The sequence below is a fragment of the Leptospira adleri genome (assembly GCF_002811985.1).
GTDB lineage: Bacteria > Spirochaetota > Leptospiria > Leptospirales > Leptospiraceae > Leptospira > Leptospira adleri.
In genome coordinates, this window is sequence record NZ_NPDU01000018.1 from 26,639 (window position 1) to 42,700 (window position 16,062).

The following is a 16,062-nucleotide window of genomic DNA, read 5'->3' on the forward strand; positions in this document are numbered from 1 at the left end:
GAAGAATGGCGCTATGAGTTGATTCTTCTTTTTTTAAGGACGGGAGAATTATCGGTTTATATATTCTTACTTTGAAATTATTAAAAACGCGTAAAACGAGTATGAACTCGGTTTTTTAACCCATATTTTGGTTTGATCTAATCGCTGTGAAAAAAAAAGTAGGATCAGAACACTCTCGTAAGAAGGGAAAAAATCGATGTACCAGGAATATACCGAACAGCAGCTTGAAATCAGAGACCAGATCCGCAATTTCGTGAAAAAAGAAATCACTCACGAAGTGGCAATTCACTGGGACGAAGAAAATAAACATCCCGAAGAACTCATCAATCGTATGAGAAGAGAATTGGGAGTCAACGGTCTCACGATCCCTGAAGAATACGGCGGTTGGGGACTCGGTTCCGTAGAGCAGTGTCTCGTTACGGAAGAACTCTCCAGAGGATGCTTAGGTATCTCTCTTTGTTTCGGATATACCGGTCTTGGTATCCTTCCTATCCTCAAAGGCGCTTCTCACGAGCAAAAGAAAAAATGGCTTCAGCCTGTGGTTGACGGAGAATACGGCGTTTCCTTCTGCCTCTCCGAGCCTGGCGCAGGTTCAGACGTTCCCGGAATGAGCACCACCGCCGTTAAAAAAGGCGACAAGTGGGTGATCAACGGGACAAAACAATGGATCACCGGAGGCGGTAGCGCCGGAGCTTATACCGTATTTGCATATACCGATAAAGGAAGAGGAACCAGAGGAGTCAGCTGTTTCTACGTTAAGAGAGACACTCCGGGTTTGACCGTCGGTAAGAAAGAAGACAAACTCGGAATCCGCGCTTCCGATACTCGTCAGATCATCTTCGAAGATTGTGCCGTTGAAGAAGCGAACATGATCGGAAAAGAAAATTTAGGTTTTATTTACGCTCTTCAAACTCTGAACGCTTCCCGTCCTTACGTCGCGGCAATGGGCGTCGGCGTCGCTCAAGCGGCTCTCGACTACGCTTCCAAATACGCGAGACAAAGAGAACAGTTCGGTTCCAAGATCTCCAGTTTCCAAGCCGTGCAACACATGTTAGCCGATATGTCCATCGGTCTCGAAACTTCCCGCCAAGTGACTTATCTCGCGGCGAGAATGTCCGACGCTGAAGACCCGAGACTTCCGAAATATTCCGCGATCGCAAAAGCTCACGCTTCCGAAACCGCAATGAAATGCGCTCTGGATGCCGTTCAAATTTTCGGCGGTTACGGTTACACGAAAGAATATCCAGTTGAAAAACTGATGAGAGACGCGAAGATTCTTTGTATTTTCGAAGGAACGACTCAGATTCAGAAAAACGAGATTGCGGCTTACGTGATTCGTGAGGCTGCTTCCGCGAAGTAAACCTTCGATTCGAATAAAGTTCTACTCGATACAAGTTAGGTAGGACTTTATTCCAAAGAAGTCAAGGCGCCGGTCCTAAAGATCGAGCGCCTTTTTTATACAAACCGCAAAACGAATATCTTTTAAAACTCTTCCCCTTTTTTCTTGGGACAAAGTCGCTCACTTACAAAAAAGGCCTTTCAAACCCGTGAATGGATGTTTCGCTTTTCGCGATTGCCGTAGTCGCACACGGCGCGAGACGTATCAAAGCTTCCCGCAAAAAACATTCAAATTTTAGAATATATCAAATTAAGATTCTATTTTTAGAATTTTGTCTTTCCGTTCGATTCATATAATTCCGACATTCCACCTATTTCGAATCTGTCTTTTTGTTTTTACCCGACTTGGAACGGATTCTGCTCAAAGAAACCGCTGTGATTCCGAGATAAGAAGCGATATGATACTGCGGAACTAGATCTTCTATATTCGGATATGCTTCTTTTAAAATGTTGTATCTCGCTTCCGCGTCCAAAGCGAGAAGTTCGTATTCCCTTTTCGCCTTTTTTAGAAAAAGATTTTCCGCAACCTTCCTGCCGAGACGTTCCCAAGCGATATGAGTTTCAAAAAGAGAATTCAGATTCTCAAAGTCGGCGACGGCAAGTTTACAATCCGTGATGGCCCTTATGTTGCAAGTGGACGGTTGTTTTGAAAGAAGATCGAAGTAGGAACCGGTAAATTCTCCGGGAAAATTAAAACTCTTTATGTACTCGTCGCCGTTCGGAGTGAGATAGTATTCCCTCAGAACCCCGGAAAAAACAAACGCATATTCGGTGGGAATTTTTCCCTGCTTGACGAGAAAGTCTCCGTAAGAAAGTTCACGGACAGAATATACGATTCCGGATTGGGACCAGACTTCTTTTGGAATCGGAGACATAGAATTGACCCTTTCATAGATCATCCACCATTCCGGATCGCTTTCTTTGATTTGAAAATCAGCCACTCCCTTCAGTGAAGTTCGAAAGGAGTTTTTGGCAAATCTTATTAACGAATCGATTTCAGAAAAGGAATCGCAGCTTCGAGAAATCCCTCCGGATCCTCCGCAAAAGGAACGTGTCCCGTTTTTAAAAAAACGAGCCGGGAACCTTTGATCTTGTCGTGAAGCCTTTCTCCCAGCTCCGGCACGATCACAGGGTCCATTTCTCCCCAGACGATCAGAGTCGGCGCCGTGATCTTTGCTACCTTTTCTCTGAGATCGTGTCTTTCATCGGAGAAACTTTTCCAGATCGCGGCCCGGACGTTTTTAGAACCTTCCACTCTTTTCCGTTCCTCGATTCTCGTAAGAATCGATTTTGTATAAGGATTCTCCACTTTGATATAATAGTTCGGAAATGCGTTCCAAGTCGCTCCCGTAAACCAAAGACTACTCATGAGTTTGACGAACATTCTCGTTTTGAAATCGGGATCGTTCATCCCGCCGGTATCCACGAGAATTAAACCTTTTACTAAATTAGGCTTATCTAATGCAATTCTCATGGAGGCGTAACCTCCGAGGGAATTACCGATCAGAACAGCGCCTTTCGGAGCGAGAAGTTCCACGAGTTCCGGAAGAATATCCGCGTAAGACACCGCGGAGGCGGAATCTACAGGATTCGGAAATCCGGAACTTCCATGACCGGGCCAATCCACGCTGATCACACGAAAGGATTCGGACAACTTGGGAACGACCGCGTCGAAGTCCCTATGATCGTGACCGGGACCTGCGGAGTGAAGGAGAATCAACGTTTCTCCTTTTCCACGGATCCAATACGCGATGGAACCTTGTCTGCTCTGAAATATTCCGGAAGGTTTTTCTTCCGATTGGATTGTGGATTTTTCCGTAGCGGCGGTTTGCATTTCCTGTCCTCCCGAACAAACGATCATCGCGAGTCCGATCCAAAAGATCGTAAAAATTTGAGTTCGAAGTTTCATACTCAGGAATTCTGAATCGGGAAATAAAAAATGTCAAGGTTCGAAGAGTTTCAAAACGGAGGAATTCGATTATCCTATGTTAATTTACTTTTTTCGGGAGATCGCCCAGTGAACGAGTTTCAAAAGAGGTTTGGTCCAAACCGGCGGTTGACGATTTGCGGAAGCCGACTTCGGAAAAAGAAGGAAGAATTCGAGAGGGACCAGTATTCCTCTTTCGAGCAGGTCGTTTTTATCTTTGTAAGCGGAGAATTTGTCCTCGTTCATCATCGTATAGATATAAGAGATTCCGTTTTCATCCATCAGATAACTTCTGAGATAAACCGGCCGATCCCGATGATAGACGATGATACTTTCGGATCCGTTCGTTTCGGTAAAGAAGAATTCCGTTTTGGAGAAGAGTCTATTTCTCGAAGTGCGGATAAGAAAGGACGCGATTCTTTCCTTCCCGAAAAGAGGAATCCTAGCGGCGTGTACTTTTCCTCCTCCATCCGACCAGAGTTCGATATCTTCCTTTAGAAACGGAAGCAGTAGTTCCGGTTGGCCTTTCGAAGCAGCGAGTAAAAAACTATGGAGCAGTTTTCTTTTCGTCTCCTTATCGGGAGAAAACTTTTTTCTTCCGGATTTGAGGGAATCCTTCGCGCGTTTGAGCGTTTGTCTGCAGTTGTCCTGCGTTTTCCCGACGGCTTCGGAGATCAACTTGTAGTCCAAATCGAAGGATTCTCTTAAAATGAAGACGGCCCTTTCAATCGGATTCAATTTTTCTAATAGATGAAGAAAGGCGAGGTCCAGGGTTTCCGGATCCGGTTCTTCCGTATCCGAGCTCGTAGGAATCGGTTCCGGAAGCCAGGGGCCGATATAGGTCTCCCGTTTATTTTTTACCTTTCGAAGCATGTCCAAGGAAAGTCTCGTTGCGATCGTGGAAAGAAAGGCTTTCGGAGACCGAATGTTTTCGTTGCCGGAACGTTCCCAGCGAAGAAAGGATTCCTGGACGATATCTTCCGCGTCGCTGACGCTTCCCGTCATACGATAAGCGATTCCGAAGACGAGAGTTTTGTGTTCTAAAAATTGTCCGAGTTTGTCCAAGATCATTTCTCCGTTGGAGTCGCCAAAACGTCCGCGCGGAACTCTTCTTTGATAGTGGGAAAGGATTTCCAAAAATAAAAGTCGAATCTTTTTTCCAAACGAAAAGACAACACGGTAAATTTACAAATCAACTCTTTGATCCAGACCGCGCTTCTGGAAGTCCAAATTTTTCGAGTCGGAGAATCGTCAGGTTCCGATTCTTGAATGACTCCATCCTTTCTTCCCAAGCTCACGTTTCGACCCAAGTAAGCGAGGGAAAACGAATCTTTTCCCTTTTTAGATTTTGTTCCCAGTCGATAGGACAATCTTTCCGCGGCGTAGATTCCCATCGGAAGCGCGGTCGCACAAGCCATCTTGAGGTGATCGTAACCGGAAGAGACGATCTGCACAGAGTCGCCGGCTCCGAGGATCTCGGGATGATTTTCCACTTCCAAAAACGAGTTCACGTAAACCTGACCGATCGGATTGGTTCTCAAACCCGCGGCCGTTCCTATCGGAGAGGCGGAGAATCCGTTCGCCAATATGCAGACGTCGTGGAGGATCGTCTTTCCTTCGATCGTAACGAGCCGATCTTTTTCATATTTTAGAATTTTAGAATTTTCTAATAATCTAACCTTGTTTTTCAAAAAGAATTCTTTTATTTTAACGATCGCTTCCGCAGAAAATCCTTTTCCGAGGATATCCGCGTCGACGAGCGTGATTTGAATATCCGGGAATTGTGTCGCGAGTTCGGAAGCTGCTTCGATTCCGCTGAGTCCGGCTCCCAAAACGGTGACGTTCGCGGTTTTCATTTTTTTAAGAATTCCGAACATTCTGCCGCAATCGTCCGGCTCCGTGAGTTGCACGTATTGTTCCGTAAATTTGGAAACTTTCGATCCTGAAATCCCGAGGGAATAGATCAAAAAATCGTAGGGATGTGTTTTCCCGTTTTCTAAGACGATCCGTTTTTTTTGAACTTCGATTTTTTCGATTTTAGAAATTACCAGATTTACTTTGTCGTGCAGCAGGGAACGTACTGAATATTGTTTCTTGAGAGTTCCCGCGAGCGCTTGATGATTTCGGATTCTTTCCTGAAACTCTTCTTTTGCGGTAATCAAAGTGATTTCCAAGGGAAGTTTTTTTCTAGCAAGACGGTTGGCTGCGATGATTCCAGCGTAACCTCCTCCCGCGATCAAAACTTTATGGGTTTGCGACATGTCCGCCTCCGTTTCAAAAGGAAGACGCGTTTCAAGGCCGGTTCGTGACGGGAAAGAAAAAATTTCGAAACGAGATTCTTAGATTCTTCCTTTAGAAAATCGGCCGATTTTCCTTTTCTGAATGTGTAATTAGAATTGTTCTAAATTCGAATTGACAGATGAGCTTGGGATTCAAACCATTGACCCAGGATGGTCCAACATGTTTAGGATTTTGTCCATTTTTTTCGGAATCTATTTGTCGCTCGCGCTCCTGGCCTGCAAAGAACCCGTTCAAAAAGCGGAACTGGAAGGTTTCGTGGTAAAGAACGTAATTCATCCCAGCAACAATCCTTACAACAAGGACAAGGTGGAATTGGGAAAGCTGCTCTATTTTGATAAGCGACTTTCTCTCAAAGGCGATACGAACTGCGCGATCTGTCATTCCGTGGAAATACAGAATTCGGAGACAAGTTCCGCTCCTAGAAATCAAATTCATAAATCCGTCGCACCTCCTTTGACAAACGTTGCTCTGTATAAGGACGTTTTTACGGATCCGCAGGCGAACGATCTGGAAGAAATCGTAAAAGAAAGAGTTCACACCGCGTTGATGCTTAAAGACGAGAAGACGATCGTCGCTAGACTCAATCAAGTGGCGGAATATAGGGAACTTTTCGAAAAGTCCTTCGGTTCTCCCGGGATCAACATGGATCGTATCGTAAAAGCGATCTCCGCGTTTGAGAGAACGATCATCTCGAAAAATTCCAAGTTTGATCGTTACGTGATGGGGGAAGAATCCGCTTTGACCTCTTCTCAAAAACGCGGGATGGACGTCTTTATGAATAAGGCAAAGTGCAATCAGTGCCACAACGGACCGAATTTTTCGGATTCGACTCGGCATACTACCGGACTGAAAGGGATCAAACAAAAGATTCGAACTCCTAGTTTGAGGGACGTCAGTAAAAAGAACGAATTCATGCACAACGGTGAATTCAAAAAGTTGGAAGACGTGGTGAATCATTTTGTGAGCGGAGGTTCGAAAGGTTCCATAGAGGATCCCCTTTTGAAACCGGCGGCGATCACCGAGGAAGAAAAAAAAGATCTGATCGAGTTTTTAAAATCCTTAGAAGGGGAATCGCATCCTCTCGAGATGCCAAAGATTCCGAGAGCTTAGAATTTTCTACGTCGTTTTTCGGATCGGGTTGAGCGCGTTTTGCGAAATCTAAAATGCGGGATTCATACAAAGGATTTTACTTTTAGAAACTGGATTTTTTCGGTCCTTCCGGATTTAGGGACTGGTCTTAGATAAGAATCGAAACGAGCAGCTTAACGATCCGTTTTTTAATTTGGAAATTTATTTCAGAAAACGTTTTCAAGAGATGTCAGTTTCCGGAATCGATTTTTTCTAGAAGTGAAATCAGGATTCTTCTTTCATCATAAGTAGTGTGTTTGTAAATTCTCGCGAACATCTTTCGGGAGGAACGAATCACCGCGGCCCTCGCGGCTTTTCCTTTTTCGGTTAAGATGATTTCGGAAATCCGCGAATCCTCCAAATTTTTGAACCGTTCCACATAACCGTTAGCGACCAATCGTTTTACGATTTGTGTCACGGTCGATCGATCTCTGAAAACTTTCTTCGAGATAGAAGTCATAGACTCCGGCATCTTATTGCGAAGCGCGCAGAGGACGGCTCCTTGAGGCGGGCTTATGTCTTTGTATCCTTCCTTTTTGTAACTTAAAGAAAGACTAAAAAAGATCCTTTCCGAAATACCGGAGAGGAGGTGTACGATTTTTTCGGGTTGTACGCTCATACGACGGAACTCCTAAAAATACTTGGTACTAAAAGCAAATACTGACATCGGAGATTCTTCTTTCGATCAATTACGTTGACCGATCCCGTTCGAAATATACACAAATCCTTATGAAACAAACTTCATCCACTTTTAACTTTGAAACTATCGAGATCAACGAAAAATACTGCGGCCCTCCTAAGAGCGGAAACGGGGGATACATCGCGGGAATTACGGCGAATCCGATTCAGAAAGACGCGGCGGTTATTAAAATCAAATCGCCCGGTCCGTTGAACGAAACCTTGTATTACTCTCTAAATTCCGGCACGAATGGAATTAAATTATTGAGTAAAGAAACCGACGCGGTCATCGCGGAAGCTCAGGAGGATCCTGAATTCTTTATGGATGTTCCAGAGTTGACTTCTTCCATCTTGGAAGACATTCGGAATCCGGAAGAGGAATACCTGGGTTTTCAGAGACATCCTTTTCCTACTTGTTTCGTATGCGGTCCGAAACGAAATCACGAGGACGGTATGAGAATATTTGCCGCGAAGATCGCGGATCAAAAAGGTTTCAGCCATCTTCACGGCGCGTTCTGGAACCCTTGGAAGGATCTAGGCGGAGCGGACGGAAAAATTCGAAACGAAATCGTGTGGGCGGCGTTGGATTGTCCCGGAGGTTTTGCGGTCTCTTACGTGGATCCGACGATGATCGTTCTCGTAAAACTGCGCGGAAGAATTTTGGAGAGTTTATTCACGGAAGTTCCGTATGCGATTTTGTCCTGGGAAATAGGAAGGAATCGCAGGCAGAGGACGCCTGGGACCGCGATCTATCGGATTGAGGACCGCAAATGTGTGGCGTATTCCGAGGCGTTATGGATGGTTCCCGGGAACTGGAATCCGGAAAATCAAAAAGAAATATAAAATCATAATATTCTAAAATGGATGGGAGGGCCCGTCATGTGTGTCCAAAAAACGCCGACTCTTAGTTTCGTAAACGCCTACTTTTTTCAAACTCTTCAGGGATATATGCACTACAAATACCGGAAGATAAAAAGAATTCTTTTTGAAGATCTGCCGGATACGATCGTCGAGTTGGGTCCGGGGGTCGGCTCGAACCTAAGATATTTCAATCCCGGCACAACTCTTTTGGCGGTGGAGCCGAACGAGGGAATGCATTCTCTTTTGAAAAAGAATTCGGAGAAGTATTCGATCCATACGAAACTGATGAATTTATCCGCTGAAAAACTTCCGTTTCCCGATTCTTCCGTGGATGCGGTCGTATGCAGTCTGGTTCTTTGTACCGTCGAAAAACCGGATCAGGTTTTGAAAGAGATCAAACGTGTTTTAAGAGTCGGAGGCAGGTTGATCTTCTTGGAACACGTTGCCGCGAAACAGGGATCTTGGATCGAGCGGATTCAAAGAATTGTATTTAGGCCATGGCTTTGGTTTTTTGAAGGCTGTCATCTGAACAGAGATACGGATCAAACCCTTCGGAACGCGGATTTTTCGAGTTTGAAAATCGAAAGTCTTACGTTGCCGACGATCTTTTTGCCGATCCGACCCCATATATTCGGAACTGCGATCAAATAAGAACCTGTTTCAAAACCTAAAACCTGAGTTTTGAAAATTCTCTTTGGAATCAATAGGATCTGACTCTGGATTTTTGTCGGAGTTCCGACAGAAGAATCGCTGCAAAATTTGTTCTTGAGAGTATTCAGATTCTGTGATATAGAAAGTCTCTCCGTTTTTTCCGCCTCCGAACCTCAATGATTCGCTCCCTGTGAGTCGCTCATCCTCCCTCCGCCCGAAATTCGGGCGGGGGCGAGTTTTACAGAAGAGCCGTCGTAGTTCCGACAAATCTTTCGAATCTTGTATTTCGAGGATTGGGGAGACGGGCCAAAACCTATACTTTAAAAACTAATTTTCGGGTGAAGGGAAATGATTTTTGTTCGGAGATGAAAATTGAAAGACGATCGGAAACAATCGGCTCACTTTGTAGGAGCCGTCGTATCCAGATTCGCCTGTTTGGAATCGGCCATCTTCATCAGACGATCGATGATTTCCTGAGGATCCACTCCGAACTTTTCAAAGATATGATTTTTCGCGAGTTCGTATCTTAGAATATCGATGTTCAACTGAATTTTTGTCTGAGCGACTTGAAGTTCCGCTTGAATCAAATTGTCAAGAGCCGTCTTAACCGCGACCGCGGTGAATCTTCCTTGTCTAAAACGTTCGGAAAGACCTCTGTAATATCGATTGGCTTCGTCTCTTCTTTTTTTGGCGCCTTCGAAGATGTCCTTTCCGGAAACGATCGCAGCATAACGATTTTCTAATTCTTCTTTGATGGAGAGTTTGAGTTCGGCTTCTTTTTTTTGTAAATTCTCAACGTCCAGTTTTGCGTTTCGGATATCGGCTTTGATTCCTTTGTCCCAAAGAGGATAAGAAAATTGAAAAGAAGCATAGGCTTCCGGATATTTGAAGGAAGCAATTCCTCGATTTGTGTCCGTAATATTCTGCTGAGGAGCGACGATATTTTGTCCTCTTGTGGAATAAGCTCCGGAAACTTTCAAAGAAGGCATGTCTTCCGCTTCTTTGATTCTTAGGTTGAGTTCCGCGATTTCTCTTTGTTTGCGAAGATTTTTTAGATCGGTTCTGTGATCGAGCGCGTAGAGATAATCTTTTTCTACGTTAAAATCCGCGGGAACGGTTTCCTGAAGATCGGTAACTCCCTCGATTTTAGAGGAAGGATCCGCGTTTAGAATTCGGATCAAAGTTCTTTCGGCTTCTCTTCTGGAAACTTTTGCCTTGTCCAAATTCCCCGCGGTTTGGAAAAGAATGGAACTCCAGAGATTGACCTCAAATCCTTCGGAAAGGCCTAAATTCCGCTTTCTCGCGGTCAAATCGCGGATGTTTCTCGTGTTGGATTCCAATTCTTCCAAGGTTTTTACGTTGGAATCGTAGATGTTCAAACTCCAATATTGAACCAGGGTTTGAACCACCAGTTGAGAAAGGGTATAGATCAGTTCTTCTCTTTTGATGACGGTATTTTGTCTCAGGATTGCGTCTTTGTCTTTTTGAGTTTTCCCAAATCCGTATTTTAAGAGTTCTTGGCTCAGTGTGATCGTAAGCGCGCTCGTGTACTGAGGAGGGATCGCCAAGGAAGACAAACTTGAGGGTGTGGACGCAGGATCTTCAAAGGCGCTCGTATCGAAACGGGTCGTACTTCCTTCTAATTTTGCGTAGGTTCCGGTTTTGAAATTCTTTTCGATCCCGACGCTGATTTTGTCCTGACTTTGTTTGGTTCCTAAGAAGACGTTATTTCGGTTGTTTGGAAGAGTGGTTTTGAAAACCGTAATTCCACCGATTAAATTCCAAGTGAATTGAGATTCGTTTTTCAATTCGCCGCCATCGGCTTTTACGTATTCCATTTTTGCGTTTTGAATCGTAATGTTCTTTTCCAAAACGTAATTGACAGCTTCTTTGAGCGTCAGACGGAGTACCTTTCTAGAATCGTTTAGGTTCCCTTCGGAAGATTTTTTTTCTTCTTCCATGAAGGCTTCGTCGGCTTTAAATTCCTGAGAAGTAGCAGGTTGAATCGCCGCAAAAAGGATGGTTCCGGAGATGAGAATATTTCTGAATTTTCTGCGAGTCCTTTCCTTTTTGTGGTCCATGTAAGTGCCTACTTAATGGACATGGTTGAATTCAGGAAGTTTTTTACAAATCGAAAAATGAGTTTTAGGAGTTTAAAAGGGAACAATTCAATGAATTTAAATCAGCGAAACGCTAATAGACTTATCAAAGAGAAAAGTCCATATCTCCAACAACATGCGTACAATCCGGTGGACTGGTTTGCTTGGGGTGAGGAAGCCTTCGCAAAAGCAAAGGAAGAAAACCGACTGATTTTCTTATCGATAGGTTATGCGACTTGTCATTGGTGTCACGTGATGGAACGGGAATCCTTTGAAAATCAAACTATAGCCGATTTTCTCAATTCTCATTTTGTATCGATCAAAGTAGACAGAGAAGAAAGACCCGACATCGATCGAATCTACATGGACGCCTTGCACGCGATGGATCAGCAAGGCGGATGGCCGCTCAATATTTTTTTGACACCCGAGGGAAAGCCGATCACAGGCGGAACTTATTTTCCTCCGGAGCCGAAATACGGAAGAAAGAGTTTTTTAGAAGTTTTGAATATCTTAAACAAGGTCTGGGGAGAAAAACGGGAAGAGTTGATTGCTGCTTCTTCCGAGTTGACCCAGTATCTAAAAGAATCCGGCGAAACCCGCGCGGCAACCGAAGCGGAAGGAGATCTTCCTTCCGAGAATTGTTTTGAATCCGGGTTTGCATTGTATGAAGGATATTACGATTCTGATTTCGGCGGATTCAAAACGAATCATACTAACAAATTTCCGCCGAGTATGGGACTTTCGTTTTTGCTGAAATACCATCATTCTTCCGGAAACAAAAAGGCTTTGGAAATGGCGGAAGATACTCTTCTCGCGATGAAACAAGGAGGAATCTCCGATCAGATCGGAGGAGGTCTTTGCCGTTATTCTACCGATCATCACTGGCTCGTTCCGCACTTTGAAAAGATGCTCTATGACAATGCTTTGTTTTTGGAAACGCTCGTGGAATGTTCCCAAGTATCATCCAAGATTCCCGCGGAGGCGTTTGCGACGGATGTGATTTTGTATTTGCATCGTGATATGAGAATTCCTGGAGGAGGAATTTGCAGCGCGGAAGACGCGGATTCGGAAGGGGAAGAAGGTCTCTTTTATATTTGGGATCTGAAAGAATTTCGAGAAGTCTGCGGAGAAGATTCGGATCTTCTGGAAAGATATTGGAATGTCACCGAAGGCGGAAACTTCGAAGGGAAGAATATTCTGCACGAACGTTTTCGGATCGGCACCGCGAGTTTCACAGAAGAACAAAAAAGAAAAGTGGAAACCGCTTTGCAAAGGGGAAGGAAAAAACTTTTAGAAAGAAGAAGCGGAAGAATCCGTCCTCTCAGGGACGATAAGATTCTTACTTCTTGGAACGGATTGTATGTCAAGGCCCTCGTAAAAGCGGGGACCGCGTTCCAGAAGGAAGAATTTCTGGCCCTCGCGGAAGAAACGTTTTCTTTTCTGGAAAAAAATCTTATCTCGAAAGAAGGAAGAATTTTGCGTCGTTTTCGAGACGGAGAATCCGGTATATTAGGATATAGTAATGATTATTCGGAGATGATTTCCTCTTCGATTTCTCTTTTCGAGGCGGGACGCGGGGTTCGTTATTTGAAACTCGCCGTGGAGTGGATGGAAGATGCGATCCGTTTGTTTCGTTCTCCTTCCGGGGTTTTTTACGATACCGGAAACGACGGAGAAAATCTTTTGAGAAGAAGTGTGGACGGTTACGACGGAGTTGAACCTTCGGCTAACAGTTCTTTGGCGGATTCGCTGGTTCGTTTGTCTTCGCTCGGAGTCGACTCGGATCGTTATCGCGGAATCGCTGAGTCGATCTTTTTGTATTTCACGAAAGAACTTTCCACGCATGCGCTCAGTTATCCGTATATGCTTTCCGCGTATTGGAGGTATAAGAATCATTCTCAGGAGATCGTTTTAATTCGTAAAGACGCGGCTTCCGGGAAGGAACTCTTGGCCGCGCTTCAAAAAAAATACCTCCCGGGAGCCGCGATCGCGGTGATCAACGAGGACGAAGTGGAAGAGGCGGGAAAACTTTCTTCTCTTTTTGCGGGTCGGGACAGCGGAGGTTCGGCGCTTGTTTACGTTTGCGAGAATTTTTCCTGCAAACTCCCCGCAAGTTCCGTTGAAGAACTGGAAAAACAGCTGAAGTAAGGAGTTCCCGCATTCTGCCGGGGAACTTGGTTTTGCCGTGGAGTTGAAAAAGAAGGAGTTCCTACTTTTCGGATCGGGTGTTCCGAAAGGCGGAACGCCGGTTACTCCGGTTCAAAAGTGGAAACAAACGGATTCTTCTTTTTCAATATCCAAGTTTTCGAAACATTTCGTTCGTAACCTTCGCGCCCCGGCAATTCAAGTGAATTTGATCGGAATAAAACTCCGGTTTTAAAAAAGGTTTTTCGAATTCGATCACTTTGAGATGAGGATACTTCGTCTTAAGAGGTTCGAAGGCTTTCCAGAATTTTTGAAAGTATCCCGTATTTTCGATGTAATCCGGAAACGGCATCACGAGATAAATCACCTGAATGTTTTGGGCCTGCGTATATTTTAGAAAATCTTCAAAGGCCGAAAAATCGAATAGAGGTTCTTCCTTATAGGGAGCGAGGATTTCTTCTTTGAGTTTGTCCTGACTCATCTGGTAGAGAAGGGCGTGTTGCGGTTTGATACGATCCGAAATATTCAAACCCCCGTTTTGAAAGGAGATTTTATCCGCGATCCAACGATTGTCGCGAACGTTGCTTTCCGGAGCCATACACTGAGGAGTATAGAGTTCTTCGCAGCCGCAGTCGAGTTTCATCGTCGTTTCGGCCGGTTTGTAATTTTCAAAGGAGAATACGTTGAGAAGCGCTTTTCTGTAACGATACGTGGAGAATATGTTCGGTATCGAAGCGGAAAGGACGTAGAGTAACTCCGGTCCTTTGTATTGATCGAACATTTCTCCTATGGAAAAAAGATGAAGAATCCTATGCGAAAAGAATTTCCAATTGATTTCGGAAACCGTCTTCTGCATACTTTCTTTACCGCTTTCCATTACGAAATTCTTATATGTTAAACCGGAAACAAAACGGGTCTCTAAATATTCGGGAAGACCCATGTTCGGTTGAACGTATTTGATAAGCGCAGGATCCACGATCGGATTTCCGTAACCCGCGGCGATCAATCCGGGACTGGATGCGAAGAGGATAAATTCGGGTTTTGAATTTCCGGCCCGGAGATACTTGGAGAGGTAGTGAGGGTAGTATCTCGCTCCCATGGCGGGAAGGCTGAAGTTATAGACGTTCGATTCCTTGGACGGGATCAAAGACATACTTCTGGAATCTCCGAAAACAAGACCTTTGAAGTTCAAAGTTCCGGATTCCATTTTTTTTCGAACGTTATTTACTAAAAATACTTCCGTATGTTCGTAAAAATAGATATCTGTGAATCGGGAAAGAAGTTCCACTCCGATTACGATCGTTAGAACGGTTAAAACGACTTTATTCTTAAAAAGCGAAGTAAATGACATTTTTGCCGAACACACCTTTCAGAACTATACAGTAGAAGAAAAATAAATAGGTAAGAATCCGAATCACAGCAGGTTTTTCGAATATAAAGAAAACAGAATTCTTCTTAAAATGGAAATAATCCCAGACGAGGAGAGGCCCGATTACTTTCAGAATTTCCGTAAAATAATTTAAAACGCTGATTTGATCGTTCGGACCCCTGAGAGTGAAGAAGTTTTCGAAAATTCCCAAGAAAAGAATTTTGGCGTGATTTCCATCGTAACTCCTGAAAAAGATCGAAGTCATCGCGAACATAAACGTCGTGAAAAAACAGGACCAGAAGAAAAAGCCATTAGTAAAGAACGCGTGATTGAGGACCGGCAATTTGGTCTTTGCGAAAAGTTTGAGTCGGTCGAAGGGTTCACGAAAAATCATGTAGAGAACGATATAAAGTCCGCAGCACAAACCCCAGAAGGCGAAATTCCAACTCGCTCCGTGCCAGATTCCGGAAAGCCCGAAGATGATAAAGAGGTTTCTAAAATTGTAAAGCCTGCTTACCTTGCTTCCGCCTAACGGGATGTAAACGTAGTCAGTGAACCAGCGGTTGAGCGTAACGTGCCATCTCCGAAAGAGTTCTCTGAAGTTTACGCTGAATTCCGGAGTGATAAAGTTTTCGCTCAGGTTGAATCCGAGTAGGAACGCCGAGCCTCTCGCGATGTAAGAATAACCGGCGAAGTCGCAATAGATCTGAAAAAAGAACGCAATAAAAGCGAGGATCGTATGGATCGCGGAATGGCCTCCGGCTAAATCCGGATTCGACTTGTAGATCAGAGGATTGTCCAAGAAAACGAGATTGACCAGCTCCGCGAGGTTGTCCGCCACATAGGTTTTCATGTAGTAACCAACGAGGAGTAAGAGACAACCTTTGTAAAAAAGATCCAGATTGATCTTTCTGTCCTCTTTGATCTGCGGAAGGAGGTCTCCCGCTCTTTCGATCGGTCCGGCGACAAGCTGAGGAAAAAAGCAGACAAAAAGGGAAAAATCGATTAGGTTCGTATCCGCCTTGAGTTTACGAAAGTAGACGTCGATCACGTAAGAAAGGGTTTGAAACGTAAAAAAGCTGATTCCTACGGGAAGAATGATCTGTAAAAAAGTGGCGTCTTGAAAAAGGGTCGGATCTTCCACTCCGAAAAGTCCGGCGGAGGTTTTGACGGCGATACCGAGGTTCTCTATAAAGAAATTATAATATTTAAAGAATCCGAGCATTCCCATGTCGATGACGACCGCCAAAAACAAAAGCCAGCCCCGGATCTTGGGAGATTCTTTTTGTTCGATGAGGAGTGCGATGTAAAAGTTGGAAACGGAAGTGGAGATGATGAGAATCAGGAAGATCCAGTCCCACCATCCGTAAAAAGTATAGGAAGCGATTAGGAGAAAAATATTCTGAATTCTTCTCGAAGTTTTTTTAGCGGCGAAAAAATAACAGACCGCTAAGACGATCAGGAAAAAATAAATAAAGACGGCGGAGTTAAAAATCATTTTCGAT

General features: G+C 44.3%; 13 protein-coding genes. 5 read left to right on the forward strand and 8 right to left on the reverse strand.

Features of this window, described 5'->3' with window-relative positions; all coding sequences use genetic code 11:
• Positions 1 to 196 precede the first annotated feature (196 nt).
• Positions 197 to 1,360, forward strand: coding sequence for an acyl-CoA dehydrogenase family protein (locus CH376_RS08785; protein WP_100787160.1), 1,164 nt, complete (start codon positions 197 to 199; stop codon positions 1,358 to 1,360).
• 349 nt (positions 1,361 to 1,709) lie between these two features.
• Here the strand turns inward: CH376_RS08785 and CH376_RS08790 are convergent, their stop codons facing one another.
• The 4 genes from CH376_RS08790 to CH376_RS08805 form a co-directional block, all read right to left on the reverse strand.
• Positions 1,710 to 2,297 carry a Crp/Fnr family transcriptional regulator gene (locus CH376_RS08790; RefSeq protein ID WP_100787210.1) on the reverse strand — a complete coding sequence of 196 codons (588 nt, stop codon included), beginning with the start codon at positions 2,295 to 2,297 and terminating at the stop codon, positions 1,710 to 1,712.
• An 83-nt stretch (positions 2,298 to 2,380) separates the two neighbouring features.
• Complete coding sequence (locus CH376_RS08795; protein ID WP_420843539.1) at positions 2,381 to 3,232, reverse strand: alpha/beta fold hydrolase; 852 nt, start codon at positions 3,230 to 3,232, stop codon at positions 2,381 to 2,383.
• Between the two features lie 159 nt (positions 3,233 to 3,391).
• Positions 3,392 to 4,390: a sigma-70 family RNA polymerase sigma factor gene (locus CH376_RS08800; protein ID WP_207767204.1), complete on the reverse strand. Its 999-nt coding sequence runs from the start codon at positions 4,388 to 4,390 to the stop codon at positions 3,392 to 3,394.
• A gap of 2 nt (positions 4,391 to 4,392) precedes the next feature.
• The gene (locus CH376_RS08805) at positions 4,393 to 5,586 is read right to left on the reverse strand and encodes an NAD(P)/FAD-dependent oxidoreductase (protein ID WP_100787163.1); all 1,194 of its coding nucleotides are present in this window, start codon (positions 5,584 to 5,586) and stop codon (positions 4,393 to 4,395) included.
• Positions 5,587 to 5,785: 199 nt separating this feature from the next.
• Between CH376_RS08805 and CH376_RS08810 the strand changes: the two genes are divergently transcribed.
• On the forward strand, positions 5,786 to 6,736 hold the full coding sequence (locus CH376_RS08810) for a cytochrome-c peroxidase (protein WP_100787164.1): 951 nt from the start codon (positions 5,786 to 5,788) through the stop codon (positions 6,734 to 6,736).
• A 208-nt stretch (positions 6,737 to 6,944) separates the two neighbouring features.
• On the opposite strand, the gene CH376_RS08815 is transcribed toward CH376_RS08810, so the two are convergent.
• A complete protein-coding gene (locus CH376_RS08815; protein WP_100787165.1) occupies positions 6,945 to 7,373 on the reverse strand; it encodes a MarR family winged helix-turn-helix transcriptional regulator in 429 nt (142 codons plus the stop codon).
• Positions 7,374 to 7,483: 110 nt separating this feature from the next.
• On the opposite strand from CH376_RS08815, the gene CH376_RS08820 reads away from it, so the two are divergent.
• Complete coding sequence (locus CH376_RS08820) at positions 7,484 to 8,275, forward strand: hypothetical protein (RefSeq protein ID WP_100787166.1); 792 nt, start codon at positions 7,484 to 7,486, stop codon at positions 8,273 to 8,275.
• Positions 8,276 to 8,311: 36 nt separating this feature from the next.
• The gene (locus tag CH376_RS08825) at positions 8,312 to 8,944 is read left to right on the forward strand and encodes a class I SAM-dependent methyltransferase (protein WP_165781810.1); all 633 of its coding nucleotides are present in this window, start codon (positions 8,312 to 8,314) and stop codon (positions 8,942 to 8,944) included.
• A gap of 398 nt (positions 8,945 to 9,342) precedes the next feature.
• Here CH376_RS08825 and CH376_RS08830 read toward each other — a convergent pair whose 3' ends face one another.
• Positions 9,343 to 11,025 (reverse strand): TolC family protein, encoded by a 1,683-nt coding sequence (locus CH376_RS08830; protein WP_100787168.1) that lies wholly within the window; start codon positions 11,023 to 11,025, stop codon positions 9,343 to 9,345.
• 15 nt (positions 11,026 to 11,040) lie between these two features.
• On the opposite strand from CH376_RS08830, the gene CH376_RS08835 reads away from it, so the two are divergent.
• Positions 11,041 to 13,191 (forward strand): thioredoxin domain-containing protein, encoded by a 2,151-nt coding sequence (locus tag CH376_RS08835; protein WP_100787169.1) that lies wholly within the window; start codon positions 11,041 to 11,043, stop codon positions 13,189 to 13,191.
• Between the two features lie 142 nt (positions 13,192 to 13,333).
• On the opposite strand, the gene CH376_RS08840 is transcribed toward CH376_RS08835, so the two are convergent.
• Together CH376_RS08840 and CH376_RS08845 are read right to left on the reverse strand one after the other, a co-directional pair.
• Positions 13,334 to 14,539, reverse strand: coding sequence for a hypothetical protein (locus CH376_RS08840; RefSeq protein WP_100787170.1), 1,206 nt, complete (start codon positions 14,537 to 14,539; stop codon positions 13,334 to 13,336).
• Positions 14,517 to 16,055, reverse strand: a complete 1,539-nt coding sequence (locus CH376_RS08845) for an MBOAT family O-acyltransferase (protein ID WP_100787171.1) — start codon at positions 16,053 to 16,055, stop codon at positions 14,517 to 14,519. Before CH376_RS08845 ends, CH376_RS08840 begins: the two co-directional genes overlap by 23 nt.
• Between the last annotated feature and the right edge of the window lie 7 nt (positions 16,056 to 16,062).

Coding starts and splice junctions, on each gene's coding strand:
- CH376_RS08805 (WP_100787163.1), bottom strand. CDS start 5,586: ATGTCGCAAACCCATAAAGTTTTGATCGCGGGAGGAGGTTACGCTGGA.
- CH376_RS08815 (WP_100787165.1), bottom strand. CDS start 7,373: ATGAGCGTACAACCCGAAAAAATCGTACACCTCCTCTCCGGTATTTCG.
- CH376_RS08835 (WP_100787169.1), top strand. CDS start 11,041: ATGGACATGGTTGAATTCAGGAAGTTTTTTACAAATCGAAAAATGAGT.
- CH376_RS08790 (WP_100787210.1), bottom strand. CDS start 2,297: ATGATCTATGAAAGGGTCAATTCTATGTCTCCGATTCCAAAAGAAGTC.
- CH376_RS08825 (WP_165781810.1), top strand. CDS start 8,312: ATGTGTGTCCAAAAAACGCCGACTCTTAGTTTCGTAAACGCCTACTTT.
- CH376_RS08785 (WP_100787160.1), top strand. CDS start 197: ATGTACCAGGAATATACCGAACAGCAGCTTGAAATCAGAGACCAGATC.
- CH376_RS08810 (WP_100787164.1), top strand. CDS start 5,786: ATGTTTAGGATTTTGTCCATTTTTTTCGGAATCTATTTGTCGCTCGCG.
- CH376_RS08830 (WP_100787168.1), bottom strand. CDS start 11,025: ATGGACCACAAAAAGGAAAGGACTCGCAGAAAATTCAGAAATATTCTC.
- CH376_RS08845 (WP_100787171.1), bottom strand. CDS start 16,055: ATGATTTTTAACTCCGCCGTCTTTATTTATTTTTTCCTGATCGTCTTA.
- CH376_RS08820 (WP_100787166.1), top strand. CDS start 7,484: ATGAAACAAACTTCATCCACTTTTAACTTTGAAACTATCGAGATCAAC.
- CH376_RS08795 (WP_420843539.1), bottom strand. CDS start 3,232: ATGCAAACCGCCGCTACGGAAAAATCCACAATCCAATCGGAAGAAAAA.
- CH376_RS08840 (WP_100787170.1), bottom strand. CDS start 14,539: ATGTCATTTACTTCGCTTTTTAAGAATAAAGTCGTTTTAACCGTTCTA.